Annotated in this window: 23 protein-coding genes; 7 read left to right on the top strand and 16 right to left on the bottom strand. The window is 66.6% G+C overall.

The window, feature by feature from the left end; translation table 11 throughout:
- Nucleotides 1-91 precede the first annotated feature (91 nt).
- From ATO9_RS05040 to trpA, 8 genes are all read right to left on the bottom strand, one after another.
- A complete protein-coding gene (locus ATO9_RS05040) occupies nucleotides 92-1,162 on the bottom strand; it encodes a DUF2332 domain-containing protein (RefSeq protein ID WP_052418124.1) in 1,071 nt (356 codons plus the stop codon).
- The gene (gene pth, locus ATO9_RS05035) at nucleotides 1,162-1,854 is read right to left on the bottom strand and encodes an aminoacyl-tRNA hydrolase (protein WP_043746207.1); all 693 of its coding nucleotides are present in this window, start codon (nucleotides 1,852-1,854) and stop codon (nucleotides 1,162-1,164) included. Before pth ends, ATO9_RS05040 begins: the two co-directional genes overlap by 1 nt.
- A gap of 11 nt (nucleotides 1,855-1,865) precedes the next feature.
- Nucleotides 1,866-2,315: an SRPBCC family protein gene (locus ATO9_RS05030; RefSeq protein WP_043746204.1), complete on the bottom strand. Its 450-nt coding sequence runs from the start codon at nucleotides 2,313-2,315 to the stop codon at nucleotides 1,866-1,868.
- A 135-nt stretch (nucleotides 2,316-2,450) separates the two neighbouring features.
- Nucleotides 2,451-3,107 (bottom strand): 50S ribosomal protein L25/general stress protein Ctc, encoded by a 657-nt coding sequence (locus ATO9_RS05025; protein ID WP_043746201.1) that lies wholly within the window; start codon nucleotides 3,105-3,107, stop codon nucleotides 2,451-2,453.
- Between the two features lie 350 nt (nucleotides 3,108-3,457).
- A complete protein-coding gene (locus ATO9_RS05020) occupies nucleotides 3,458-3,967 on the bottom strand; it encodes a CHAP domain-containing protein (protein ID WP_052418123.1) in 510 nt (169 codons plus the stop codon).
- Between the two features lie 324 nt (nucleotides 3,968-4,291).
- A complete protein-coding gene (locus tag ATO9_RS05015; RefSeq protein WP_043746195.1) occupies nucleotides 4,292-6,163 on the bottom strand; it encodes a PhoX family protein in 1,872 nt (623 codons plus the stop codon).
- 146 nt (nucleotides 6,164-6,309) lie between these two features.
- Nucleotides 6,310-7,476, bottom strand: a complete 1,167-nt coding sequence (locus ATO9_RS05010; protein ID WP_043746192.1) for an alpha-hydroxy acid oxidase — start codon at nucleotides 7,474-7,476, stop codon at nucleotides 6,310-6,312.
- Nucleotides 7,477-7,771: 295 nt separating this feature from the next.
- Entirely contained in the window at nucleotides 7,772-8,563 is a 792-nt protein-coding gene (trpA, locus tag ATO9_RS05005; protein ID WP_043746188.1) for a tryptophan synthase subunit alpha, read from the bottom strand.
- 318 nt (nucleotides 8,564-8,881) lie between these two features.
- On the opposite strand from trpA, the gene ATO9_RS05000 reads away from it, so the two are divergent.
- A complete protein-coding gene (locus ATO9_RS05000; RefSeq protein WP_043746185.1) occupies nucleotides 8,882-9,751 on the top strand; it encodes an MBL fold metallo-hydrolase in 870 nt (289 codons plus the stop codon).
- 55 nt (nucleotides 9,752-9,806) lie between these two features.
- Nucleotides 9,807-11,222 carry an FAD-binding oxidoreductase gene (locus tag ATO9_RS04995; protein ID WP_043746182.1) on the top strand — a complete coding sequence of 472 codons (1,416 nt, stop codon included), beginning with the start codon at nucleotides 9,807-9,809 and terminating at the stop codon, nucleotides 11,220-11,222.
- Nucleotides 11,223-11,228: 6 nt separating this feature from the next.
- On the opposite strand, the gene ATO9_RS04990 is transcribed toward ATO9_RS04995, so the two are convergent.
- Both ATO9_RS04990 and ATO9_RS04985 read right to left on the bottom strand, forming a co-directional pair.
- Entirely contained in the window at nucleotides 11,229-11,999 is a 771-nt protein-coding gene (locus tag ATO9_RS04990; RefSeq protein ID WP_043747356.1) for an EcsC family protein, read from the bottom strand.
- 117 nt (nucleotides 12,000-12,116) lie between these two features.
- Nucleotides 12,117-12,614 carry a GNAT family N-acetyltransferase gene (locus ATO9_RS04985; protein WP_043746179.1) on the bottom strand — a complete coding sequence of 166 codons (498 nt, stop codon included), beginning with the start codon at nucleotides 12,612-12,614 and terminating at the stop codon, nucleotides 12,117-12,119.
- Nucleotides 12,615-12,707: 93 nt separating this feature from the next.
- Between ATO9_RS04985 and ATO9_RS04980 the strand changes: the two genes are divergently transcribed.
- Both ATO9_RS04980 and ATO9_RS04975 read left to right on the top strand, forming a co-directional pair.
- Nucleotides 12,708-13,313, top strand: a complete 606-nt coding sequence (locus ATO9_RS04980) for a flavin reductase family protein (RefSeq protein WP_043746176.1) — start codon at nucleotides 12,708-12,710, stop codon at nucleotides 13,311-13,313.
- 70 nt (nucleotides 13,314-13,383) lie between these two features.
- A complete protein-coding gene (locus tag ATO9_RS04975; protein WP_043746155.1) occupies nucleotides 13,384-14,124 on the top strand; it encodes a sulfotransferase family protein in 741 nt (246 codons plus the stop codon).
- Nucleotides 14,125-14,234: 110 nt separating this feature from the next.
- Here ATO9_RS04975 and ATO9_RS04970 read toward each other — a convergent pair whose 3' ends face one another.
- Nucleotides 14,235-15,866: a SulP family inorganic anion transporter gene (locus ATO9_RS04970; RefSeq protein WP_043746138.1), complete on the bottom strand. Its 1,632-nt coding sequence runs from the start codon at nucleotides 15,864-15,866 to the stop codon at nucleotides 14,235-14,237.
- A gap of 280 nt (nucleotides 15,867-16,146) precedes the next feature.
- Here ATO9_RS04970 and ATO9_RS04965 point away from each other — a divergent pair, with 280 nt between their 5' ends.
- Together ATO9_RS04965 and ATO9_RS04960 are read left to right on the top strand one after the other, a co-directional pair.
- Nucleotides 16,147-17,037: an S-methyl-5'-thioadenosine phosphorylase gene (locus ATO9_RS04965; protein WP_043746135.1), complete on the top strand. Its 891-nt coding sequence runs from the start codon at nucleotides 16,147-16,149 to the stop codon at nucleotides 17,035-17,037.
- Nucleotides 17,034-17,567, top strand: a complete 534-nt coding sequence (locus tag ATO9_RS04960) for an adenine phosphoribosyltransferase (RefSeq protein WP_043746132.1) — start codon at nucleotides 17,034-17,036, stop codon at nucleotides 17,565-17,567. Before ATO9_RS04965 ends, ATO9_RS04960 begins: the two co-directional genes overlap by 4 nt.
- A gap of 374 nt (nucleotides 17,568-17,941) precedes the next feature.
- On the opposite strand, the gene ATO9_RS04955 is transcribed toward ATO9_RS04960, so the two are convergent.
- From ATO9_RS04955 to ATO9_RS04935, 5 genes are all read right to left on the bottom strand, one after another.
- On the bottom strand, nucleotides 17,942-19,366 hold the full coding sequence (locus ATO9_RS04955; RefSeq protein ID WP_043746130.1) for a C69 family dipeptidase: 1,425 nt from the start codon (nucleotides 19,364-19,366) through the stop codon (nucleotides 17,942-17,944).
- Nucleotides 19,363-21,456 (bottom strand): dipeptide ABC transporter ATP-binding protein, encoded by a 2,094-nt coding sequence (locus ATO9_RS04950; protein WP_052418122.1) that lies wholly within the window; start codon nucleotides 21,454-21,456, stop codon nucleotides 19,363-19,365. Before ATO9_RS04950 ends, ATO9_RS04955 begins: the two co-directional genes overlap by 4 nt.
- Nucleotides 21,453-22,376, bottom strand: coding sequence for an ABC transporter permease (locus ATO9_RS04945; RefSeq protein WP_238318667.1), 924 nt, complete (start codon nucleotides 22,374-22,376; stop codon nucleotides 21,453-21,455). The genes ATO9_RS04950 and ATO9_RS04945 overlap by 4 nt, the downstream gene beginning before the upstream one ends.
- A complete protein-coding gene (locus ATO9_RS04940) occupies nucleotides 22,357-23,301 on the bottom strand; it encodes an ABC transporter permease (protein WP_043746127.1) in 945 nt (314 codons plus the stop codon). Before ATO9_RS04940 ends, ATO9_RS04945 begins: the two co-directional genes overlap by 20 nt.
- Nucleotides 23,302-23,373: 72 nt before the next feature.
- A complete protein-coding gene (locus tag ATO9_RS04935) occupies nucleotides 23,374-24,924 on the bottom strand; it encodes an ABC transporter substrate-binding protein (RefSeq protein WP_052418121.1) in 1,551 nt (516 codons plus the stop codon).
- Between the two features lie 162 nt (nucleotides 24,925-25,086).
- Between ATO9_RS04935 and ATO9_RS04930 the strand changes: the two genes are divergently transcribed.
- A complete protein-coding gene (locus tag ATO9_RS04930) occupies nucleotides 25,087-25,896 on the top strand; it encodes a helix-turn-helix domain-containing protein (RefSeq protein WP_043746124.1) in 810 nt (269 codons plus the stop codon).
- Nucleotides 25,897-26,092 lie beyond the last annotated feature (196 nt).

The raw sequence follows: 26,092 nt of genomic DNA, 5'->3' as shown, positions 1-26,092 counted from the left end.
CCTTTCGGGTGCACGCGCCACAGGTAGTGCATTGGACCGCCCCTGACGAGGGGGTCTTTCCGACTGTTTTGATCAGACGTGGTGCGGGCGGTCAGCCGGCGATCGCCGGTGTGGCCTCCATACGGCGGCCATGCGGGTCCATGTGGCCCAGGATCAGGCGCTCCGGCGTGCCGCCGGTGGACAGGGTCAGCGCGACCTCGGCCCCGTTGCCATTGCGCAGGGTTTCGACCGACAGATGCGCGAAGGGCGCATCGGGTGTGGCGCGGGCGGCGGCGTCCTCCAGGGCCTTGCGGCAGGCGGCGTCGATCTCGGGCGGGAAATATTGCCAGGCGATGGTGTGGAAGACGAAATCCACCTGTCCCGGTGTCGGTTCGGCCAGCCGTTCCGGCAGCCAGAGCGCGGCATCGGCCCGGTCGACGCAGGGTTCGGCAATCGACAGCGCTGCATCGAGCCGCGCCATCCGGTCGGGCTGATCGGGCCAGGTGTAACTGCGCAGGCGCAGCCGGGCGGCCGTATCGGTCGGGTCCAGCGGGTTCAGGTCGACCCCGCGCCGTTCCGCGATTTCAAAGGGCGCATCAGCGGGGAGCGGCCCGGACCAGTCGGGCTGCAGGGTGATGACCGGATCGGCGGCGCCACGGGTGGAGCCATCGGGCAGGGCCAGCGCATAGCGGTCGAAATAGAGGTTCAGCCCGGCAGAGGCGCCGATTTCCGACACCCGCAGCGGCAGGCCCGGAAAGCGTTGCGCGACGATCTGCGCGGCGGACAGCATGGCAACGGAGCGGCGCACCTCGTTCGTCTGGGGCGCGCTGTCGAGCCAGGTCATCATGTGCATTTCATGGGTGACCAGCGCGTTCGCCACGGCCCGCCAGAGCATGTCGTCGTCGGCGTCGTTGGGCGGATAGGCGGCCATGAGCGCCGGGTCGCGCTGCATCAGCACGAGGGCGTGCAGGGCACCGGCAAAGCGCAGGGCGGTCGCGTCGCCCAGGGCGGTGGCATCGCCGGGCCAGCCGATCAGGCGGTCGGCGACAGGTGTGCCGGGCCTGAGCCGCGCGCCGCAGACCCGCAGGAGCCGCGCCATGAACGGAGACCCGAGCCGTTCGCAGGCCCCGGCCTGTTGTTCGAACAGCGCCTCAAGCGGTGCGGGCGCGGCGGGGGGCGGCATCACTTGAACTTGTCCGCGAGCTTTTGCAGGGCGGAGCGTTTGTCGGGTTCCGGCGCGGCATCTTGTGTGTCCTCGGGCGCGGGTTTCGCGGCGTCGGGCTTGGGCTTCGTGGTCGAGGACCGGGGCGGTGCGGTGCGCAGGGCCACGGCGTTCATGAAGCGGCCCGTGTCGCCGGCGGCGAGTTCCGCCGCGCCGTCGCTGATGCCGCGCATCATGTCGTCGAGCCAGCCTTCCTCTGCCTTGGCGAAATCCGACAGGACATAGCCTGCGACCCGGTCCTTGTGGCCGGGATGGCCGATGCCAAGGCGGATGCGCTGGTAGTCCGCGCCGATATGTTGGTGGATCGAGCGCAGCCCGTTATGGCCCGCATGACCGCCGCCCTGCTTGACCCGCAGCTTGCCGGGGGCGAGGTCCAGTTCGTCGTGGAAGACGGTGATGTCGTCGGGGGTCAGCTTGTAGAAACGCATGGCTTCGCCGACCGACTGGCCGGACAGGTTCATGAAGGTCATCGGCTTGAGAAGCATGACCTTTTCCGAGCCCAGCTTGCCCTCGGTCAGTTCGGCCTGGAACTTGGATTTCCAGGGGCCGAAACCGTGATCCGAGGCGATCTGGTCGAGCGCCATGAAGCCGATATTGTGCCGGTTGCGGGCGTATTTACCGCCCGGATTGCCGAGGCCGACAAAAAGCAGCATTCGGTTCGTCCTTATTCCGTCAGGGCCCCGCGGTCGCGCAGGATTTGCAGGCGGGGCTTGTGCCGCGCCTTGTAGAGTATGTTGGCCCAGGCGACCACCAGGGGGGTCATCCAACCGGCATCGATTTCGATATCGTCGACGAGGCGGGACCCCTTGGGCGCGCGTTCGACGCGGCCGTGGTGTTTCCAGCTTTTCACGCCATTACCGTGTTCCGTGGAACGGAATTCGCGGGTTTCGTCGCTCAGTTCGGTGACGACGATGCGGTAGACCTGCGGCTTGGTCCGACCGAAGAGCGAGGTGGTGATCTGGATGTCCTGACCAGCGTACATGTCACCGGAGGGCAGGCCCTCCATCCGGACCATGCGGGCATTCATCTTGCGCAGGGCATCGAGGTCCTTGGTCACCGCCCAAAGCTGATCGGGGGTGCAGGCATATTCGCTGACGACGTGAACCTTACCCATGGGGGACCTCCTGGCTGTGCCGCCAGATTGGCACGGATGCGGCGCTGCGGCAATGGCGGCGGAGGGGCGGAGGCGCAAATGCAAAACGGCCCCGCCAAATGGCAGGGCCGTTCATCAAAGCCTTGAAAGCAGGGCTTATTCGGACTGGTCGACTTCGGTCGCTTCGACCTCGTCTGCAGCAACCTCTTCGCCTTCATCCTCTTCGTCGTCGCCGCTGCCGAGGGTGGCCGGGGCGGCGATGTTCGCGATGACGAAGTCACGGTCGATGGTCGGCTTGGCACCTGCGGGCAGGTCGACGGAGCTGATCGTGATGGTGTCGCCGATTTCCAGGCCGGCCAGATCGACAACGATCTTTTCGGGGATATCGCCGGCCACGACGTTCAGTTCGACGTCCGCACGGATCACGGTGAGCATGCCGCCCTTCTTGATGCCGGGGGCTTCTTCCTCGTTGAGGAACTCGACGGGGATGTGCAGGTTCACACGGCTGGTGCGGCGCAGGCGCATCAGGTCGAGGTGGGTCGGAAGGTCCTTGACCACATCGCGCTGAACGCCGCGGCAGATCACGCGGACATCGTCGTGGCCCTCAACCTTGAGGTTCCACAGAGTCGCCAGGAAACGGCCTGCTTTCAGCTTCTTGAGCAGATCGTTGAACGGGATCTGGATAGCGATCGGGTCCGCGTCGCCACCGTAAACAACACCCGGAACCATGCCAGCGCGGCGCGCTGCGCGAGCGGCGCCCTTGCCCGTCCCCGCACGTTCCTGGGCTACGAGATCAGGAATTTCTCCAGCCATTTTGAATTCTCCTAAGTGGGTGCGGACATCCTCCAAGGCTGTATGTCCGCTGTGAAGCTGCGCGCTTACACGGATTCTGGATTTATGGGAAGCGAAAAAGAGCCGTTGCCGGGCCCGCGAGGCAGCGGGCGTTGCGTCGCGGCGCTCCGGATGGGGCGAATCGGCGGCGAGACCCCGGTTAATGCCTGTGTAGCAGCGTTTTGGCGGGGTCGGTATCGCGTCGGTATGACGTCGGTATCACGTCGGTGCGCAGGCGGTGCCGGGGCCGGGTTAACGCCCCGCGCGCCGTGCAACGCGAAACGGCCGCCCCGGGGAACCGGAGCGGCCGTGAAACGCGGATGCCTGCGATGTCAGGTGTCGTAGGCGTTGGGGTAGATGAAGCCCGAAACCGGGTAGGTCGATCCATAGGCGCCGGGGATGCTTTCGACCCGGACGGCCGACCAGTCGCCGCGCTTGGACACGTCGATCACGGACATGGAGCGGGAGATCTGGTTGCGGGACCAGTTCGCGTGGTCGATCAGGACCTCGCGCTTGGACACGACGCGCGACACCACGGCGACATGGCCACGGGTCAGGCTGGAGGATTTGGAGAAGACCATCACCGCCCCGACGGAGGGCTTCGTGCCGCGGCGGTATTCGCCTTCGGCAGCGGCCCACCAGGTATGGGCGTCGCCGCGGATCTGGATGCCGGAGGCATTGCGCGCGAAGGGCACGCACCAGACGCGCTGACCATTGGCCTGAAGCGACATCACCTCGGAGATCGCGAAGGACATCCGGGCGGGGTCGAGCTGGCCAAGGCTGGCGGGGGTTTCAAAGCGGTCGTTGCGGCCACAGGCGGCGGCAAGGAGGAGGCCGGTCATGAGAACCAGGCCGCGTAAGATCGGTTTCGCGTTTGTCACGCTGTTTGTCCCTCGAAAGTTCTGTCTGCAGGTGCCGGTTGTGCGGCTTTTCATGACATGTTCGTCATTAACCGTGTTCTGACAAGCAATTTGGACGGGAGTTTGGCGGCTTTTGGCGGGAAATCGCCAGTTCCTGGGGATTTATCGGGGCAGAATTGCGATTCTCTGCACAATTGATCGCCGGTGATGTGGTTAATCGGCGCAGGGACCGGGTCCGGTTCTGTTGACCGGAACGCAAACGGGCGGACCAAGTGGCCCGCCCGTCGCTGTCGATCCGGGGTCGGTTCAGCCGATTTCGGCGCCGTCCTCGCGCCAGACGGCGATGACCGAAGAGCGCGGCTTGCCGTTGCCATCGGGCCAGGCGCCACCGGGATGCTGAATGCCGACAAAGGCGGTCTTTAGGTCCGCGGACCAGCACAGGCCCGTCACCTCCGCGCCGTTGGGCGCGGTGAGGAAGCGGGCGATTTCGCCGGTTTCGGTATTGCCGACAAGCATCTGGTTGTTGCCCATGCCGGCGAACTCACCTTCGTTGTCGTCATCGCCGTCGGTCTGGATCCAGAGCATCCCCTTGGTGTCGAAGGCCATGCCATCGGGGGAGTTGAACATGTTGCCCTCGGTGATGTTGTCCGACCCGGCATATTCATTGTCGTAGACGGTCGGGTTGCCGGCCATCACGTAGAGATCCCAGGCGAAGGTATCGGCACCGTGATCCTCGCCCTCGGGACGCCAGCGCACGATCTGGCCGAAATTGTTGGTCTCGCGCGGGTTGGGGCCGTTGACGGCGGTGTCGTCGCCGCCGGCATTGGGCTTCACGCCGCGGTTCTTGTTGTTGGTCAGGGCGCAATAGGCCTCGACCTTCAGCGGGTTGGCGGCGATCCATTCCGGGCGGTCCATCGTGGTGGCGCCGACCTTGGACGCGGCGATGCGCGAGAAGACGAGGATTTCCTCGACGCTCATGCCGGTGGTGTCGGGCGTCAGGGCCAGCCATTCGCCGGTCATGTCGTCGTTGAACCGCGCGACATAGAGCGTGCCGTCGGAGAGCAGGCCATCGGTGGCACCGCCCGCCTCGTACGTGCCGTTGGAGACGTAGCGATACATGAACTCGCCCCGTTCATCATCGCCCATGTAGACGATGATGCGGCCATCGGCGGCCTGTACCATTTCCGCGTTCTCGTGCTTGAATCGGCCGAGGGCGGTGTGCTTGACCGGGGTGCTTTCGGGATCGGCGGGGTCGATTTCGGTGATCCAGCCGTGACGGTGCGGTTCGTTCGGTTCCTTGGACAGGTCGTAGCGCGCGTCGTAGATTTCGTAGGCATAGCGGGACTGGCCGCCGATGCCGTAGCGGACCTCGCCTTCGGTCGGCGCCTTCTCGGCGGTGGTGCCGAAGTAGCCGTTGAAGTTTTCCTCGCAGGTCAGATAGGTGCCCCAGAGCGTCTTGCCCGAGCCGCAATTGTTCATCGTGCCCTTGGGGGACATGCCGTCGGGGTCGGCATTGGTTTTCACCAGGTCCGAGCCAGCGGCGGGGCCGTCCATAATCATCTGGGTTTCATGGGTGATGCGGCGGTTGTAGGGGCTGTCGATCACGACGCCATAGCCGTCGCCCTGATCGGCGATTTCCATCACGGTGACGCCCTGCATGTTCTTGAGCAGCGTGACCTCGTCGGCATCGCGCGGCGTGCCTTCGGAGGCGGCGGGCAGGTTGATCCTGGGGTTCACGTATTCGGAATTGACCGCGATCAGCTGTTTTCCGTCGACCTCGAACAGCTCCATCCCGTCAGTGTTTTCGCCGAAGACGCGGTCGGACATGGCGACCGGCACGCCGGTTTCCGAGGAATAGGCGCCCTGTGCGTCGGAAAAGAGCGGATCGCCCCAGCGGACCAGCGGTTTCCAGGCATAGCCTTCGGGCACGTGGATCTCGTGATCCGTGGCGATGCCGATGGGCTGGAAGCCGAAGCCGGCGGCCTGCGCGCGGGCCGACGACGCGAGGCCGGAGCCGAAGACCACGGCGCCCGAGCCGAAGGCCAGTGCGCCGCCCAGGAAGCCCCGGCGCGAGATCGCGGCCTCGACCACGGCGTCGAAGGCATTGGTGTCGGGGCGCGGGTCGCGGAGTTCGTCGAACGCGTCCCAGGAGAGATCGGAGGTGTCTTGCTTGGTCATGGTCCTGGCCTTTTCCGGAGGGTCATCTCGGGCGTGTTGCTAGGGCCGGATTGTAACAGGCTTTCGATGGATCCGTGACGCTGGCGCAAAGGCGCCGATGCGGCCCCCGGGGATCGGCCCGGGGGTGCCAGTGTGGTCGGGGCGGGTCAGTCCTGCCAGCGGCCGGAGAAGCCCTCGGGGACCAGGATGCAGGAGCGGTCGACATCCTTGATGTCGCGCTTGCCCGTGAAGGCCATGGAGATGTCCATTTCCTTGCGGATGACCTCGAGCGCGGCGGTCACGCCGGCCTCGCCCTGGGCGCCGAGGCCATGGATGAAGGCACGGCCGATATAGGTGCCCGTGGCGCCCATGGCGATCGCCTTGAGCACGTCCTGGCCCGAGCGGATGCCGCTATCGAGATGCACTTCGAGGTCGCCGCCGACGGCCTGCAGGATCGGGTCCAGCGCCCTGATCGAGCTGAGCGCGCCGTCCTGCTGGCGGCCGCCATGGTTCGACACGACGATGGCGTCGCAGCCGACCTTCTTGGCCATCACCGCGTCCTCGGCATCGAGAATGCCCTTAAGGATCACCGGGCCGCCCCACATTTCCTTGATCTGTTCGATCTTGGACCAGTCGAGCGCCGGGTCGAATTGCTGGGCCGTCCATTCGCCGAGGCGGGAGGTGTCCTTCACCCCCTTCACATGGCCGACGATATTGCCGAACTGGCGCCGATTGGTCTGAAGCATCTCGAGGCCCCAGGTCCACTTGGTCATCAGGTCGGCGATGACGGCGGGGGTCAGTTTCGGCGGGGCGGACAGGCCGTTCTTGAGGTCCTTGTGGCGCTGGCCGAGGATCTGCAGGTCTAGCGTGATCACGAGGGCCGAGCATTTGGCATCCTTGGCGCGCTGGATCAGGCGTTTCAGGTAATCCTGGTCCTTCATCGTGTAGAGCTGGAACCAGAAGGGTTTAGTCGTGTGTTCGGCCACGTCCTCGATCGAGCAGATGGACATGGTCGACAGCGTGAAGGGGACGCCGAATTTCTCGGCCGCCTTCGCCGCCTTGATCTCGCCGTCGGCGCGCTGCATGCCGGTGAGGCCCACGGGGGCGAGCGCCACGGGCATGGAGACATCCTGGCCGATCATCTTCGTGGCGAGCGTGCGGCCCTCCATGTTGACGGCGACGCGCTGGCGCAGGCGGATATCCTCGAAATCGGAGGTGTTCTCGCGGAAGGTCTGTTCCGTCCAGGACCCGCTTTCGCAGTAATCGTAGAACATCTTGGGCGTGCGCCGTTTGTGCAGACGTTTCAGGTCGTCGATGCAGGTGATGACGGGCATTTTGGCTTCCCTCCCGGTGAGTTGATGCGGTTTAGCAATGGGGGTGCGGCACGGCAAGGTGGTGTGGGTGTCGCAGGGGGAGGGAGGTGTTGGAGGGGCCCGGGCCGGTTTGGCTGTTTTCTGGGCCTTGTGGCTTCGGTCGCGCCCGGCTGAAACGCGGGGCCGCGCCGAATGCGGCCGGGCCTGTCTTTGGTAGGTCGGGCGATCTCATCCCGTTGGCCGAGGCGGCAAGGACGCCGCACGGGCTTTGTGCGAGCCCCGTTGGATATCGTGTCAGCCTTCGGACCCGTGCGGGTCAGGCGCGGTGGGCGCCGTCGGCGAGGGTCTTGACGTAGGCGGCGACCTCGTCGGTGGAATGGCCCTTGGCGATCTCTCCGACGATGGCGGAGCCGACGACGCAGCCATCGGCCACGCCGGCGATGCTTTCGGCGACTTCCGGGGTGCGGATGCCGAAGCCGACGATGACGGGCAGGTTGGTCTTGGCCTTGATGCGGGCGACCTCGGGGCCGACGGTGTCGGCCTGGGCGGCGGCGGCGCCGGTGATGCCGGTGACCGAGACGTAATAGACGAAGCCCGACGTGTTCTCGAGCACCTTGGGCAGGCGCTTGTCATCGGTGGTGGGCGTGGCGAGGCGGATGAAGTTCAGACCGGCTTTCTGGGCGGGAATGCAAAGCTCGTCATCTTCCTCGGGCGGCAGGTCGACCACGATCAGGCCGTCGATCCCGGCGGCCTTGGCATCGGCGAGGAACGTGTCGACGCCGCGGCTGTAGATCGGGTTGTAATAGCCCATGAGCACGATCGGGGTCGTGTCGTCCTCTTTCCGGAAGGCGGTGGCGAGGTCGAGGGTCTTCTGCAGGGTCATGCCCGCCTCGAGCGCGCGCTGGCCGGCGACCTGGATGGTCGGGCCGTCGGCCATGGGATCGGTGAAGGGCAGGCCCAGTTCGATGATGTCGACCCCGGCGCCGGGCAGGGCGCGGACGATGTCGAGGGAGGTTGCCTCGTCCGGGTCACCGGCCATGACATAGGCGACGAAGGCCTTCTTTCCTTCCGAACGCAGACGGTCGAACGTGGCATCGATGCGGGTCATCTGGCGGTCCCTCTCCCTGGGTCGTGACGGCATTGGTGGCCGGGTCGTCCCGACTTGCCCAAAAGCGGGGGCGGGGTCAATGAAAACCGCGCGTTGCACCCCGGCGCGCCTGCGGCGCACGCGATTTCATCTTGCTCGGGCCGCAAGGGCCCTCAAGGGCGCTGCCCTTGAGAATCCCGGAGTATTTCTCGCAAGATGAACGAGGGGGCGCTGAAAAGGGTGGCAAAGCCGGGTTTGCCGGGCCCGAGGGCGGTGAGGCACGGTTTTGTGACCGGGCGCGGCAGGTGGGCATGCTAGCGTTCGGGCAGGAGGTGTTTCATGCGTGCGATCTTGTCCTCTGTCCTGGTGAGCCTGGTATGCGGCATCGCGGGGCCGGCCCTGGGCCAGGCCAGTTCCAGTCCCGATACGACCCCCCGTGCCAATCCCCGAATGAGCCATTGCATCGCGATTGCCGATGCGGCGCCGGGGATCGAATACCTGCACAAGGCGTCTTTCCGCGATCCGGTGCCGGAATATTCGGTGCGGATTTCGTATGTGGCCCATTCGGCCTACCTGATCCAGACGCGGGGCGGGCTGTCGGCGGTCACCGATTACCCGGGCTACCTGGGCAACGTGGATTTCATCCCCGACGTGGTGACGATGAACCACGCCCATTCCTCGCATTACACCACGGCGCCGGACCCGGCGATTCCGCATGTGCTGCGCGGCTGGTCGGAGACCTTCGGCGAGGCGGCGGATCATCACCTGGACCTTGGCGAGATGCTGATCCGCAACGTCTCGACCGATATCCGGTCGATGGGCGGGGTCGAGGAGAACGGCAATTCGATCTTCATCTTCGAGGTGGAGGGGCTGTGCGTCGGCCATCTGGGACATCTGCATCACGAGCCCAATGACGACCAATATGCGGCGATCGGGCGGCTGGACGTGGTGATGGTGCCGGTGGATGGCGGCATGACGCTGGACACGGCCAGCATGGTGCGGGTGGTGCAGCGGCTGAAATCCTCGATCGTGCTGCCGATGCACTGGTTTTCCGGCGCGTCGCTGGGCTGGTTCCTGGACGGCGTGGAGGAGGAGTTCGACATCGACCTGCGCCAGGAGAGCAGCCTGACCGTGTCGTTGCGCGATCTGCCGGAGCGGCCGACGATCATCGTGTTGCAGCCGGAATACCTGCGCGACGAAATGGAATAGGGAACGCCGTTTTTTCGGTCTGTGCGGCGGCGGGGCGAGGCTGTATGCAAGGGCCATGACCCTGAATTCCGCCGACCCCGCCTTTGCCGATCGCCTGCGCGATGTCCTTGACCCCAAGGCGTTTCGCGAGGTGTCCCCCCATTACCTGGACGAGCCGCGTGGCACCTGGTCCGGCCATGCCGGGCTGGTCGTCGCGCCGGCCGATGTGGCCGCCGTGTCGGCGGTGATGAAGGCCGCGCATGAGGCGCGGGTGCCGGTCGTGCCCTATGGCGGCGGCACCGGGCTGGTGGGCGGGCAGATCATGCCCGACGGGCCCGCGCCGCTGCTGCTGTCTCTGGAGCGGATGACCGCGATCCGGACCGCCGACCCGGTGGAGAACGTGATGGTCGCCGAGGCCGGCGCGATCCTGTCGGATATCCATGCCGCGGCCGAAAAGGTCGACCGGCTGTTCCCGCTGTCGCTGGCCGCCAAGGGGTCGGCCCGGATCGGGGGCAACCTGGCGACCAATGCGGGCGGGGTGAACGTGCTGCGCTATGGCAATGCGCGCGACCTGTGCCTGGGGCTGGAGGTCGTGCTGGCCGATGGTCGGGTGCTGAACGGGTTGAGCCGTCTGCGCAAGGACAATACCGGCTACGATCTGCGCAACCTGATGATCGGCTCCGAAGGTACGCTGGGCGTGATCACGGCGGCGGCGCTGAAACTGTCGCCGCGGCCCGTCGGCACGGCGGTGGCGTATGCGGCGGTGCCGGACCCGGCGGCGGGGCTGGCGCTGCTGTCGCTGGCGCGCGACCGGGTGGGCGAGGGCGTGTCGGCCTTCGAACTGATCTCGGGGCAGTCGCTGGCCTTCCTGGAGGAGAAGCTGCCGCAGCTGCGCCGCCCCTTCGACCCGGCGCCGGAATGGATGGTGCTGATCGAGCTGGGCCTGCCCGCCGGGCTGGAGCCGCAGGCGGCGATGGAGAGCATCATCGAGGAGGCCTGGGAGCGGGAGCTGGTCGCCGATGCGGTGCTGGCCCAGAACGAGACCCAGGCGGAGCAGTTCTGGGAGGTGCGCGAGCAGATCCCCGAGGCGAACCGGCTGATCGGGTCGGTGTCGAGCCATGACATTTCGCTGCCACTGTCGAACCTGCCGGCCTTCATCGACCGGGCGTCGCAGATGGTGATGGGGATGGGGCCGTTCCGCATCAACTGCTTCGGGCATCTGGGCGACGGCAACCTGCATTACAACGTCTTTCCGCCCCAGGGCGGCGACCTGGCCGAATGGCGCAGCCATACCGGCGAGGTGAAGCGCGCGGTGCATGACCTGGTCCACGAGATGGAGGGATCGGTCAGCGCCGAACACGGGATCGGGCGGCTGAAGACCGGCGACCTGGAACGCTATGGCGATCCGGTGAAGCTGGAGATGATGCGGGCGATCAAGGCAGCCTTCGACCCGCACGGGATCCTGAACCCCGGCGCGGTGCTGAAGGGCTGACGCGCTTCAGCCGGCCTTGCGCAGGCGCGGATCGGCGATGCGGGCCTGGAGGTCTGCCAGAAGCTCGGGATGGGGGCGGTCGCCTTCGATGGCGAGCTTGCGCAGGCGGAAATGGACATGGGCCATTTCCTGGTAATAGCTGGTATAGGCGTAGTTCGTGGCGGCCCCGGCGACGGCCCCCAGGACCGGCACGGTCTGGGCGGCGAGTTTCTGGCCCAGCACGGTGGCCAGGCGCGGGGCGACCCGGGCGATCAGGGCCTGAACGGTGGCGCCGGTGACCGCGACCCGGGAGCTGAAGAAGCCCAGATCGGTGCCGTCATCCTCTTCCAGCGGGCCATTGGCGGCGAAGACGCGGATGCAGTCGAATTGCACGCTTTCGGAGGCCGGATCGAAGCCATGTTCCAGCGCGACATCCTGAATGGCGCGCAAGAGGACGGTGGTGGTGACCGGCAGTTCGGCCATCGCCGTGGGCAGGCCCCCGAAGCCCCCCGCAGCCCCCATGGAGGTCGTGACCGCGCGGTTCAGCCAGTCGGGCTGGTCCTTGACCAGGCGGCGCGAGCCGTGGGCGGTGCGCATCGCGGTGGACAGGGCGCTTTCGGTGACGCGGTCGAGGCGGGAGCGGATGTCTTCGGGCAGGCGGTTGAGCAGACCCTCGGCGCTGTCGCCGATCAGGTTCAGCACCTGTAGGCCGACGCCCCCGGCGCGGCGGTATCGGCGGGCGAGCGCGTCAAGCTCTGCGTCGATATCGGGCGGGTCGCCCGCATCGTCGAGCAGGATTTGCTGGTGGGCGACGGGTTTCGGGTCGCTCTCGGTCACGCTGGATCCCCCTGTTGGCGTGATCTTTAGGTTGGCGTCGGCGACGCGGATTTCAAGATCGTGTGTGCAGGGTCGGGGTCAGAGATCGCGCAGGACCTGGCCCGTTATCCCATCCCAGGCGCCGTCGCGCAGCGGCAGGCCCAGCACGCGGTCGGGGTTGGTGGGGGGCGGCATTTCCACCCCGTCCAGACGTTCGAAGCCGAACCGGCCGTAATAGGGCGCGTCCCCGACCAGCATCACGCGGTCCCAGCCCAGGTGCCGCGCCCGGTCGAGCGAGTCGGCGATGAGCAGGCCGCCCAGGCCTTCGCCCTGGTGGGTGGGGTGCACGGCAACCGGGCCCAGCAGCAGGGCGCGGGGGGCGTCGGTGCCGTCGCCGATGCGGATGGGCCAGTAGCGGATCGCGCCGCCGACCGTGCCGTCTGCATCGCGGGCAACAAGGCTGAGATCGGCCACCTTGTCGACGCCGTCGCGCAACCGGTAGGAGGACAGCGCCTCGCGCCCCGGGGCGAAACAGAGATCGTAGAGGGCTTCGACTTCCCACCAATCCGAGGGCGTTTCCTGGCTGATGTCGAACACGCCGCCGCCCTCCTGTGTGCGAAATCGGGTTAACTGGGTCTGGCCGGGGGCGTAGCATGGCGCTATGTCGGTGGCAAACAACGGAGATCCGCCATGTTCTACATCCCGAAGGACGGCCACGGCCTGCCGCATAACCCGTTCAACGCGATGATCACGCCGCGCCCGATCGGCTGGATTTCGACGCGGGGATCGGATGGCAAGGACAACCTTGCCCCCTATTCCTTCTTCAACGCCGTCGCCTATGTGCCGCCGCAGGTCATGTTCGCCTCGACCTCGGGCAAGCCGGACCGCGATTACGGCAAGGACAGCGTCGGCAATATCCGCGACACCGGCGTGTTCTGCGTGAACATCGTGGAATACGCGGCGCGGGACGTGATGAACAAATCCTCGGCCTCGCTGCCGGCGGGCGAGGATGAGTTCCAGGTCGCGGGCATCGAGAAGGCGGAGTGCAGCGAGATCGACTGCCCCCGCGTTGCCAACGCGCCGGCGTCGCTGGAATGCCGGATGACGCAGATCGTCGACCTGGAAGGCGAGAACAACCATGTCGTCTTTGGCGAGGTGATCGGCGTGCATATGCGCGACGATTGCATGACCGACGGCATGTTCGACGTGACCAAGTTCAATCCGCTGACGCGGCTGGGCTACCGCGATTATTCCGTGGTCCGCGAGGTCTTTTCGCTGAAGCGTCCGGACGATTGATCCAGTTTGTTAACGTATCGTAAACCTGACCGTCACATCTCATTGGGCAGAACCGATGAGGGATGATGGCATGGACAGACATCTTTTGGTCACCGGGCAGGGACGCGCGGGCAGCACGCTGTTCTATTCGATGTTGCAGCACACGCTGCAGGGGTTCTTTATGCCCGACGGAGAGGTCAGCGCGGCGGGCCTGCTGGGCGAACCGGGCAATACCTGTTCCAAGCGGCCCTTCGACATCTTCTACGTCAACGAGATCATGAAGGTCGCGCCGCGGTTCAAGAAGGTCGACCTGATCCTGACGCTGCGCGATCCGCGGGACATCCTGACATCGGTCCACAAGCGCGTGCCGGATGATTACTTCTGCGCGGCCGATCATTGCTATGGCGTGCCGAAGGACGGCAAGCCCGTACGCAACATGCCGGGGCTGCTGCCGATCCACTACGCGATGGTCGATGTGATGCAGTCGGGCCATTTCCCACAGGGTGTCTTCATCCTGAAATACGAGGACCTGGTGGCCGACCCGGATGCGGTCCAGGCGATGCTGGCCGAGGCCTTCGGCCTGTCATTCCGAGGCTCGTTCCGGGATTTCTACACAAGCGAGGTGAAGGACGAGAGCGCCCAGGCGATGAACGGACTGCGTCCGCTGGACCCGAGCCGGTTGCAGAAATGGCGCCGCCCGGAACATCGCGACCGCATCATCGACCAGTTCACGCAGTTCCCGGAGCTGTTCGACGTGGTGACGGGGCTGGGCTACGAGCCTGACAACAGCTGGTACGATGCGTTCCTGGGAGGATCTCGCATCACGGCGTGAGCTCGGGGGCCTTGGTCGGGCCTGCCGCGCCGGTCGCCCCGGACATGGTCTGATGAGATAACAGAAAACGGGCCGGGCGATGTGATGTCGCCCGGCCCGTTTGTGTCTGATCAGTGGCCGCCGCCCAGGATGCCGGTGCGCACGCCGTAATCTACGGCCAGCGCGTAATCCGGGTCATCGGCACTGTCGACCACCAGGTGGCCCGCCTTGGTCAGCAGCGCGTGGCAGTCGCGGCTGAGGTGGCGCAGCTGGATGCGCTTGCCTGCGGCCTCGTACTTGGCGGCGATGGCCTCGATCGCCTGCAGGGCGGATTGGTCGACGACACGGCTGTTTTCGAAATCGACGATGACGAGGGCCGGGTCGGCCTTGATGTCGAACATCTCGGCAAAGCCATCGGAGGAGCCGAAGAAGAGCGGGCCCTGCACCTTGTAGACCTTCGCCCCTTCGGGCGTGCGGTAGGTGGTGGCGTGGATGCGGCGGGCGTTGTTCCAAGCATAGGCCAGCGCCGAGACGATGACCCCCACGACCACGGCGACGGCAAGGTCGGCATAGACCGTCACGCCGGTCACCAGCACGATCACGAAGGCATCGGTCATCGGCACCTTGGCGAGGATTTTCAGCGAATTCCAAGCAAACGTCCCGATCACCACCATGAACATCACGCCCACCAGCGCAGCCAGCGGGATCTGTTCGATCAGCGGTGCGGCGAACAGGATGAAGAGCAGCAGGAACAGCGCCGCGGCGATCCCCGCGATCCGGGTCCGACCGCCGGATTTCACGTTGATCATCGATTGGCCGATCATCGCGCAGCCGCCCATGCCGCCGAAGAAACCGGTGACGACGTTGGCCGCGCCCTGGGCCACGCATTCCTGCGAGGCACCGCCACGCTTGCCCGTCATCTCGCCGACGAGGTTGAGGGTCAGCAGCGACTCGATCAGGCCGATGGCGGCCAGGATCACCGCGTAGGGCAGGATGATCTCGAAGGTTTCCCAGGTCAGGGGCACGGTCGGGATGTGGAAGGACGGCAGGCCGCCCTGGATCGAGGCCAGGTCGCCGACGCGCGGCACGTCCAGCCCGAAGGCGATGACGATGCCGGCGATGATGCCGATACCGGCCAGCGGCGCCGGGATCACGCGGGTCAGGCGCGGCATGACCCAGATGATCGCCATGGTCGCGGCGACAAGGCCCAGCATCAGCAGCAGCGGCGTGCCGGACAGCCATTCGCCGCCCCCCGCGCCGTGGCCGGTGTTTTCAACGGTGCCGGGCACCTTGAACTGGGTCAGCTGCGCCAGGAAGATCACGATGGCCAGCCCGTTGACGAAGCCCAGCATGACCGGGTGCGGCACCAGGCGGATGAACTTGCCCCATCTCATGACGCCCGCGATGACCTGCAGGATCCCCATCAGGACCACCGTCGCGAACAGGTATTCGACCCCGTGTTCGGCCACCAGCGCCACCATCACCACCGCCAGCGCGCCCGTCGCGCCGGAGATCATGCCGGGCCGCCCGCCGAAGACAGCGGTGATCAGGCCGACGAGGAAAGCCGCGTAAAGACCGACCAGCGGGTGCACCCCCGCGACGAAGGCAAAGGCCACGGCCTCGGGCACCAGGGCCAGGGCGACGGTCAGGCCCGACAGCAGCTCGATCCGGATCCGCGACGGCGTCAGCTTCTCCTCGGGCAGGAGACGCAGATCGGGCAATGCAAGTCGGTTGGCAAAAGCTGCCAGGATTGTACGGGTCATCGGAGGCCTATCGGGATTTTCGTTCGCAGCGCCGCAATAGCGGCATCGCTGCGTCGCGGCAAGGGCGCGGGGCACGACCGCGACCCCATGTTGCATGGCCGCAAGGGCGATATCGGTGTCACTGGGCGGGCAGGGCGGGCCCTGATCTGGCCCAGAACCGGGGGCCGGGCGGATTTCCGATTGTCCTTGGCCGCGCCCGGGGCCAGTAATGGATCCGGTACCAGGCATGAGGTCCGGATCCGCCGCGCAGGCGCCGGGCCGGACGCGCAAGGAGGATAGAATGGCCGAACCCATGCTGGCCGTGATCGGCGGATCGGGGCTCTATGAAATCGACGGTCTGGCAGAGGCGGAGTGGCACAGCCTCGACACGCCCTGGGGTAAGCCCTCGGACGAAATCCTGACCGGGGTGCTGGACGGGCTGAAGATCGCCTTCCTGCCGCGCCATGGCCGCGGCCACGTGCATGCCCCGACGGATGTGCCCTACTGCGCCAATATCGACGCGCTGAAACAGTTGGGCGTGACGCATATCCTGTCGGTCTCGGCCTGCGGGTCCTTCCGCGAGGAAATGGCCCCGGGGCATTTCGTGATCGTCGACCAGTTCATCGACCGCACGGTGAACCGGGTGAAGAGCTTCTTCGAAAAGGGCTGCGTCGCCCATGTTTCGATGGCGCATCCGACCTGCACGGCGCTTGGCGGGCTGGCGGCCCAGGCGGCGCGGTCGGTCGGGGTGACCACCCATGTGGGCGGCACCTACCTGGCGATGGAGGGGCCGCAATTCTCGACTCTGGCGGAATCGAAGATGTACCGCGAAAGCTGGGGCTGCGACGTGATCGGCATGACCAACATGCCCGAGGCCAAGCTCGCCCGCGAGGCCGAGATGCATTACACCACGGTCGCCATGGTCACCGATTACGACAGCTGGCACCCCGACCACGGAGAGGTCGACGTGACCGAGATCATCCGCATCCTCGGCGCCAATTCCGCCCATGCGCGGGACATGATCGCCCAGATGCCCGGCCTGATGGCGCCGTCGGGCGACCAGGGCTGCGAACAGGGCTGTGCCCATGCGCTGGATTACGCGATCCTGACGGCACCCGAGCGGCGCGACCCGGACCTCGTGGCCCGGCTGTCGACCGTGGCGGGCCGTATCCTGGGCGGAGGTGACGCATGACCCGGACGGTTAAGGACTTCATCCGCACGATCCCGGATTTCCCGCATGAGGGCATCATGTTCCGCGATGTCACGACGCTCTTCGCCGATCCGCAGGGCTTCCGCATGGCGGTGGACCAGCTGGTCGCGCCCTTTGCCGGCCAGCGTATCGACAAGGTCGTGGGGCTCGAGGCGCGCGGCTTCATCCTGGGCGGGGCCGTGGCGCATCAGCTGTCCACGGGCTTCGTGCCGGTGCGCAAGGCGGGCAAGCTGCCGGGCCGCGTGATCGGCCAGGATTACACGCTGGAATACGGCGAGGCGCGGGTAGAACTGCATGACGACGCGATCCAGCCGGGCGAACGGGTGCTGGTGGTCGACGATCTGCTGGCCACCGGCGGCACGGCCGAGGCCGGGATCAAGCTGATCGAACGCCTGGGCGGCGAAATCGCCGGCTGCGCCTTCGTCATCGATCTGCCCGAACTGGGCGGTCGGGACCGACTGGAAAAGCTTGGGATGAGCCTCGTCACGCTCTGCGCTTTCGAGGGCACGTAAAACCCGCCGATGTGAACCCTTCCTTCAGAGATTGCCCTTAGCAAGATCGGGCCGATTGGGGCCCGGTTCCAGCTTGCACTTGCCGGGGCATTGTCCCGGCTTCCCCCCGATCGCCCCGTTCTCCCGTGGAACGGGGCGAAAGGCCCCCCACAGGTCCGTTGCCACAACATTGTACCGACTGGTGCGCCCGCTCAGACAGCGCGCCCCCAAGCTTCACCTTGCCCAAATACTCCGGGGGAGTCGCGCAGCGACGGGGGCAGCGCCCCCTGCCGTCGCTCGCAATCCCCGCACGCAGAGACGTCAAAGAGCCCGATACGGATACGCGCGTCGGTTCGTGCCCGCCCGCGCGGCGTCCGCCCTGTTCAGGCCGGACCCTACCAGTATTGCTCAGGCGCCAGCGGCTTGCCGTCGCGGTTGAGCGTCCCGCGCAGGCGAAGGCGGGCATAGCCCGAGGCGACCAGGGCGCGGCAATCCTCCAGCCCTGCGTTCAGCCATCCGGCGCTTTCGCGGGTCAGGACCCGGCGGGCCAGGTCCGTCTCGCCGGCCTCCAGCAGCAACTCGGCGCTGCGCAGCACCGCGGGCAGTTCCCCGGCCAGCTGCACTTCCATCAGGCGCCAGTGATCCCAGGCTTCGCGCAGCAGGCCCTCGTCCTGGAAGGCCAGGTGCATCAGACGCTTGTACTGGTAGACCGCGCTGTCGGCGACCTCGATGCCCTGGGGGACATGGCTGACGGTGTCGGGGTCCGTCGCCTCCTTGCGGCGGTCGAGGAAGCGGTGCGCCTCGCCGGTTGTCAGGTAGCGGTGCTGGCCGAATGCGTCGGGCACCTCGGTCTGGCCCAGGAAGACCGGGACCAGCGGCGCTGTGACGGGGCCGACGGGGGCGTGCCACATCATGCGCAGGTCCGGGTGCGAGGGATGCACCAGCGGCACGACCTGGCCGTAGCCGGCAGTGTCGCCGGTCAGCTTGTCGGTCTGGATCGACCAGCAGACGTCCTCGAAGGTCAGGGGCGCGGCAGCGGCGCGCTGGCGCATCTGCTCCTCGACCCAGGCCATGCCCTTCCAGGGGCCCTTGCCGTCACCGTAGATGGCATTCACGTCGAAGGGCGCGCCCGAGGCCGGGTCGTACCAGCCCAGCTCGACCGCCGTGCTGATGAAGTGATCGGGATAGAGGAAGGTTTCGTCCGGCTGCAGCGGCACCACGCCGATATAGCCGGGGCGCGAGGCGCGGATGCTGTCCGGCCCGAGGCGTTCGGCCACCCACAGGCCCTTACCGCCTGAGAACTGGATGACCACCCAGGCCTCGTCAGGGTCGGCGATGATGTGGGAATTGCCGCCGTAGCAGGAATAGCCGTGCTCGGCGATCAGCTGCGCCATGATCTCGACGCCCTCGCGGGCGGTGGTGGCGCGTTCGACGACGATGCGCGCCAGATCCGAGTAGTTCGGGCCGGTCTGGTCCTTCGGTGTCATGTCGATCAGCGCCTGGCAGGAGGTCGACCAGATGTCGCGCACGGCCACGCCGTGTTCGTTCAGCCCGCCATTGGTGATCGGTGCGGGCACGCCCAGGTAGTAGCTGTAGCTGACCCGCATGTGCCGCGCGGTCTGCGCCGCCTGCGGAATCTGCGTGCGATGGCCCGGCATGTCGCTGTCGGGGCCCACGCCCACGGTGATGGTCGCATCGGCCGCGTGCTCGGCACGATCGACGATCTCCAGCCAGTGCGACGAGGGTTCGTCGCCGTAGCCGGCCAGCCAGGCGTGGCCGTCCGCGGTCAGGTTGCGGCCGATATAGATCCCGTAGCTCATGGGGTCTCCGTCTTGTTCTTGTTGTCTTGCGTGTCGGTCAGCGGGAACAGGCAGGCATGCCTGCGATCCGGCGTAATGTGGCGGTGTTCGGGCTTGGCCGGGCGGCAGGCGTCGCGCGCCAGCGGACAGCGGGTGGCGAAATCGCAGCCCTTGGGGCGGCGCAGCAGGCTGGGCACCTCGCCCTCGATCGCGGCCGAGGGCGGACGGCGGCGATCCGGGTCCGGCTGCGGGACGCCTTCGACCAGCGCGCGGGTGTAGGGATGCGCGGGGTTGGCAAAGACCTCGGCCGCCGGGCCGTCCTCGACGATGCGACCGAGGTACATGATGGCGATCCGGTCCGCGATATGGCGCACCACGGGCAGGTTGTGCGTGATGATCAGGTAGCTGAGCCCGTGTTCGGCCTGTAAATCCGCCATCAGGTTCAGGATCTCGCCCTGGACCGAGACATCCAGCCCCGCCGTTGGTTCATCCGCCACGATCAGGCGCGGGTTCAGCGCCAGCGCGCGGGCCACGCCGACGCGGCGCGCCTGCCCGCCCGACAGCTCGTGCGGGTAGCGCGACAGGAAGCCGCGCGGCAGGCGCACCATGTCGGCCAGGCGCTCGGCCTCGGCATCCAGATCGCGGCCCTCGGCGCCGTGGATCAGGAGCGGTTCGGTGATCAGCGCGCGCACCGACTTGCGCGGGCTGAGCGAGCCCGTCGGGTCCTGGAACATCATCGCCATGTCGCGGCGCAGCGGCTTGAACCGGCGCTCGGCCATGTTGCCGATCTCGGTCCCGTCGAAGCGGACTGAGCCGCCGGCGGCAGCCTGCAGGTTCAGGATCGTCCGCCCCAGCGTCGTCTTGCCCGAGCCGCTTTCGCCGACCAGCGCCAGGGTCTCGCCCGGGCGGATGTCCAGGCTGACGTCCAGCACCGCATCGACGAAGGGCCGCGCGACCCCGCGTATGCGGGCCTTCAGCGCGCCCATTGTACGGAACTGCACGTTCAGATCGCGCACCTCCAGCAGGGGCTCACCTGCGTTTGCGGGAAGGGGCGCGGCGGCGCCATCGTCGCGGGCCACGGTGCTGACAGAGGCCGGCGGCGGCCAGGAGGCATCGGCCAGCGGCCCTTCCAGCAGGTGACAGCGGGCGACGCCGGTGCCGCGCTCCACCAGCGGCGGCGCCTTGGTGGCGCAGGCGGGCATGGCCTTCTGGCAGCGGCTGGCGAAAATGCAGCCGGCCAGCGGTTTGGTCAGGTCGGGGATGTCGCCGGGGATCACCGGCAGCTTGCGCGACACATCCGCGATCCGCGCCGGGTCGCATTCCAGCAGGGCGCGGGTATAGGGGTGGCGGGCGTTGTGGAAGATGTCGTGGACCTCGCCGGTCTCGACCACCTCGCCCGCGTACATCACCACCACGTCGTCGCACATCTCGGCAATCAGGCCAAGGTTATGCGAGACCACCACGATGGTGGTGTCGAAATCGTCCCGCAGCCCCCGCATGAGGCCGATCATCTGGGCCTCCATGGTGACGTCCAGCGCGGTCGTCGGCTCGTCCGCCAGCAGCAGGTTCGGGCCGGTCAGCATCGACATGGCGATGCCCGCGCGCTGGCGCATCCCGCCCGAGAACTGGTGCGGGTAGGCATCGACACGGCTTTCCGGGTCGGGGATGCCGACACGGCGCAGCATGTCCACGGCGGCGGCCCGCTTGTCGGCCTCGGACATGGCGCGGCGGTAGAGGATATCCGACATCTGCCGCGCATAGGGCAGCACCGGGATCTGCGAGGTCATCGGGTCCTGGAAGACCACGCTGACCTCCTCGCCGCGCAGGGCTCGCAGGGCCTCGGCATCGAGGGTCAGCAGGTCGCGGTCGCCGTAATCGACCCGGCCCGCCGTCACCTTGGCATTGCCCGCCAGCAGGCCCAGGATCGACCACAGCACGGTGCTTTTCCCGGAGCCGCTTTCACCGACGATGCCCAGGATGCGGCCCTTCTTCACCGGGAAGGAGATATCGCGCAGTGCCTTCACCTGGCCGCGGTTGGTGCGGAACTCCAGGCTGAGGGCGTCGATGTTCAGCAGTGTCTCGTCGGTCATGTGGGTGTCCATGTCCTTCATCGTCCCCTCCCCATGCGTGGATCGAAGATGTCGCGCAGCGCCTCGCCCAGGAAGGTGAAGCCGAGCGTGGTCAGGATCAGCGGGATCCCCCCCGCCACCACCATCCAGGGCGCGTCGCGGATCACCAGGTAGCCCTCGTTCAGGATCGTGCCCCAGCTGGCCTGGGGCGGCAGCACGCCGATGCCCAGGAACGACAGCCCGGCCTCGATCGAGACGACCACCGGCACCTCCATCGCGGCCAGGATCAGCAGCGGACCGATGACATTCGGCATGATGTGCTGGAACAGGATGCGCGGGGTCGAGGCGCCCAGCGAGCGTTCCGCCAGGATGAATTCCGTGTGGCGCAGGGCCAGCGTCGCCGTACGCGCGACCCGGCCGTAACTGGGGATCGTGGTCAGGATCACGATAGCCAGCACCACGGTCAGGCTGGGCCCGGTCAGGGCGACCGTGGCCAGGGCCAGGATCACGGCGGGGAACGAGCGCACCGCGTCGAAGGCCAGCAGCAGCAGGTTGTCCAGCCAGCGCGGCCCGTAGCCCGCGATCATGCCCAGCACCAGCCCGATCGAAAGCGAGGCCGAAACCCCGATCGCCGCGATGTAAAGCGCCACGCGCCCGCCGTGCAGGATGCGCGAGAACGTGTCGCGGCCGAGCTGGTCGGTCCCGGCGATATGGGCCCAGGTGGGGCCCGACATGCGCGCGGGGATATCCATGGCATTGGGATCGTAGGGCGCGATCCAGGGCGCGAAGAGGGCCGAGGCGAAGAACAGCACGACAAGGACAAGCCCCGTCACCGCCTGCCAGTCGGTCAGGAAGCGCATCAGCTTCTCGCGGCGCTCGCGGCCGGCGCTTTCGCGCGCCTCGCCGTCCTGGGCCTCGGGCGCGGTGGCGGAACGGGCGGGATCAGAGGGAAGAGCGGACACGGGGATCAAGCCAGGCAATGAGAAGGTCGGACATCAGGACGACGAGGATGTAGAAGCCGGTGGCCACCAGGACGCCGCCCTGCACGATGGGGAAGTTGCGGTCCGAGACCGCGTCAAAGATCATCTTGCCGACGCCGGGGCGGGCAAAGATGATCTCGGCGAAGACCGCGGACGAGATCAGCCCGCCAAAGCCCATGCCGATCAGCGTGATCGTGGGCAGGATGGCGACGCGCAGCGCATAGCCCAGCACCACGCGGCGCGGCGTCAGGCCGAAGGCGCGGGCAGAGCGGATGTAGGGCTCGCCCATCACTTCCAGCATCGAGGCACGGACCATGCGGGCCAGGTAGCCGACCCAGCCCAGGCCGATGGCGAAGGCGGGCAGCACGAGGTGGCTCAGCTGGTCGGCGAAATCGCCGGGCTCGCCCGCGCCGATGGCGGGCAGCCAGCGCAGCTCGAGCGAGAAGAGCAGCAGCGCCCAGATCGAGACGAGGAACGAGGGCACGGCGATCATGCCGACGGAAAAGACCCCCGTGACACGGTCCACCCAGGACCCCGGGCGCACGGCGGCCAGGCAGCCGAGCGGCACGCCCAGCAGGACGGCCCAGCCCATGCCGGTGCAGATCAGCGCCAGCGAGAAGCCGATGCGTTCGCCGATGATGTCGACGACGGCGCGATTGGAAAACACGTCCTGGCCCAGGTCCCCCTGCAGCGCACTGCCAAGGAAGTAGACGAACTGCGTCAGGACGGGCTCGTCCAGGTGCATGCGGGCGGTGTACTCCGCGATCGCCTCGGGCGTGGCGCGGGTGCCAAGCGCAAGGATCGCCGGGTTGCCCGGGATCATGTGCAACATGGAGAACAGAAGAAGAAGCACGGCCATGACGACGATCGCCGCCAGCCCGAGCCTCTTCATTAGGTAGATGATCATGCCGGATTGCCCCCGGTTCGTGTTGGGAGCCCCCGCCCAGGGGATGTTGTCAGGGCGGGGGCAACCTGTTTATCAGACCGGCTTGAAGCGGTGATAGTTCAGCTCGCCGGAGGGCGCCGCGACAACTTCGATGTCGGTGCTGTGCGCATAGGTTTCCGGCTCGTGGTTGATCCAGACATAGGCGCCGGTCTCGTCCATGATTTCCTGCATGCGGACGTAGATCGCCTCGCGCTTGGCGGTGTCGGTCTCCGACAGGCCCTGGTCGTAGAGGCTGTCGAATTCCTCCGAGGTCCAGCGCTCCCAGTTCCAGACGCCGACCTGGTCGCCGACGAACCACTGGGTGGCCTCGTAGGGGTCTGGCACGGTGGCGAAGCGCATGATCCACAGCTCGAGGTCCTGCCAGGTGTCGCCGGCCTCTTCCATGCCCATTTCCCAGAACGGCCCGCTTTCCATCGGCAGGATGTTCACGGTGATGCCGATCGCGGCCAGGTTGGCCTGGATGATCTGCGCCGTCAGCAGGCGTTCCTGCCAGTTCAGCGTGCGCAGGGTCAGCTCCAGACCGGTGACACCGGATTCGGCCATCAGTTCGCGCGCCTTCGCGGGATCGTAGCTGTAGCCATGATCCGAGCGCGCGCCCAGCAGGCCGGGGCAGACGATGCCATGCGACTTGGCCGAGGTGCCGGCGAAGGCGCCCGCCAGGATGCTGTCGACGTCGACCGCGTGCTGGATCGCCTGGCGCACCCGGATGTCCTGCAGCTTGGGGTGCTGGGTGTTCATGCCCATCCACATGTACTGCAGCTGACCGGCGGTGGTGATCGCCGTGCCCTCGGGCATCTCGTTGGAGTAGCGCGCAAGGCTGTCGGGGCCCAGTTCGGTGCAGTCGATCTCGCCGGCTTCATAGGCCAGTTCGGCGGCCTGCACCTCGGTGATGACATGGCAGACGACGCGGTCGAAGCCCGGCGCGGGGCCGGTCCATTCGGGGTTCTTCTCGAACACCGCACGCTGGCCGGGGGTGGCGGAATAGGTGTAGGGGCCGCAGACGGCGGGGAATTCGGTGGTGAACCGGCCGCCCGCCGCTTCGGTCGCCGCTTCGCAGACGATGGCACCCGGGCCGTGGCAGAGCGTGACCATGATGAAGGGGGCGAAGGGCTTGTTCAGCACCAGGGTGCCGGTCAGCTCGCCCGTGACCTCGACGGTTTCCAGCGCGTCGAAGTAGCCCGACCATTCGCTGTCCTTCATGCGGGCATAGGAATAGGCCACGTCCGAGGCCTTCAGCGTGCCATGCCCGCCGGACCAGACCAGCCCGGGGGCCAGTTCGAATTCGATATGGGTGTCGTCGACATATTCCAGACGGGTGACATAGGCCGTCGGCTGCCAGCTGAACGTGTCGCCATCGCGGACATATTCGGCGAGGAACGGCAGACACTGCTTCTGTGCCTCGATTTCCGTGCCGCCGACCATGTAGCCCGGATCGAGGATCGAGTTGTCGCCGTCGAGGCGCAGGTTCAGGACCTGCCCCTCCTGCGCGCGCAGCATGCCGACACCGCCGGGAAAGAACCCGGCCGCGCCAAGGGCTGCCGCCGAGGTCAGGAAGGTGCGTCGTGTGGTATTGGTGAGTGTCAAGGTCGTCGCTCCGGTTGGTCGCCCCGTCCGCGGCCGGAAAACAGGCCTGGGAAAGGGATCTTGTAGTTTTTATGACCACAGGATGAGCGAAGGCCTTACGCATGACAATTTCGCACATATGCGCCACTTGACACTTTGAGTGCGTCAGTATGCGATAGGGCCATGTCAAACTTCGCCAAGAACCTCACTCTGGCCTGCAGCTATTATCCGTCGATCTCCGAAGTGTGCCGACGTATCGGAATCAACCGGCAACAGTTCAACAAGTACCTGAACGGGCAGGTTCATCCGTCCCGCCACAACATGCGCCGGATCTGCGATTTCGTCGGTGTAACCGAAGCCGAGATACTGATGGAAGAGGCCCGGTTTTCGCAGGTGATCGGCCTGCGGCGTCAGCCTGTCTCGCGTCCGCAGCTTGAACTTCCGATGCAGCGGCTGGAGGCATTGCTGGCCCGGTCCAGCGCGGTTGATCGCTATGAGGGTTACTACTTCCGCTACTTCTATTCGTTCGGGAACAAGGGCTGCATCATCAAGTCCCTGGCGCGGATCGTGGTGCGCGACGGCCGGGGCTATTTCAAGAACGTCGAGGTCCTGCGCGAACCGGATAGCGGCCGCTGGATCCGGTCGAACAAGTACGAAGGGATGCTGTTCCAGCTGGCCGACCGCATCCAGCTGTTCGAATATGAAACGCTGGAAATGAACTCGGTCACGCAGATGACCCTGTATCCGAGCTATCGCAGTCGGGTGGATTTCCTTCTGGGCATCCAGATGGGCGGCCCGACCCGCCGGGGCCGCAAACCGGGCGCGTCCCGCGTTGCGCTGGAGTTCCTGGGAACCGATATCAGCGTGCTGCGCGCCATGCGCCAGACCGGGATGTTCTACCCGGACGATCCGTCTTTGCGCGGCGAAATCGTGGAGGCCATCGACAACCGTATCGACCCGGGCGCCTTCGTGCTTGAGGTGGATGAACCGTAAGGCCCGGCTGAGCGAGTTGTCAGTAGCCCGTCTGCCCGGACGGCTCTGGTGTCACCCGGGAGACATTCGATGTGTTTTCACGTGACGAGAGAGCGGTTGGAACAGGCCGCTCGTCCATACGGGCTTCTGGCACGTGGATTGAGCCTGTGCGGCAGTGCAACTAGCGGTCAGGCCGCCCGCCCTCCCACCTTTGTTG

The organism is Pseudooceanicola atlanticus, from assembly GCF_000768315.1.
Classification (GTDB): domain Bacteria; phylum Pseudomonadota; class Alphaproteobacteria; order Rhodobacterales; family Rhodobacteraceae; genus Pseudooceanicola; species Pseudooceanicola atlanticus.
This window is presented reverse-complemented; position numbering and strand designations above follow the sequence as displayed.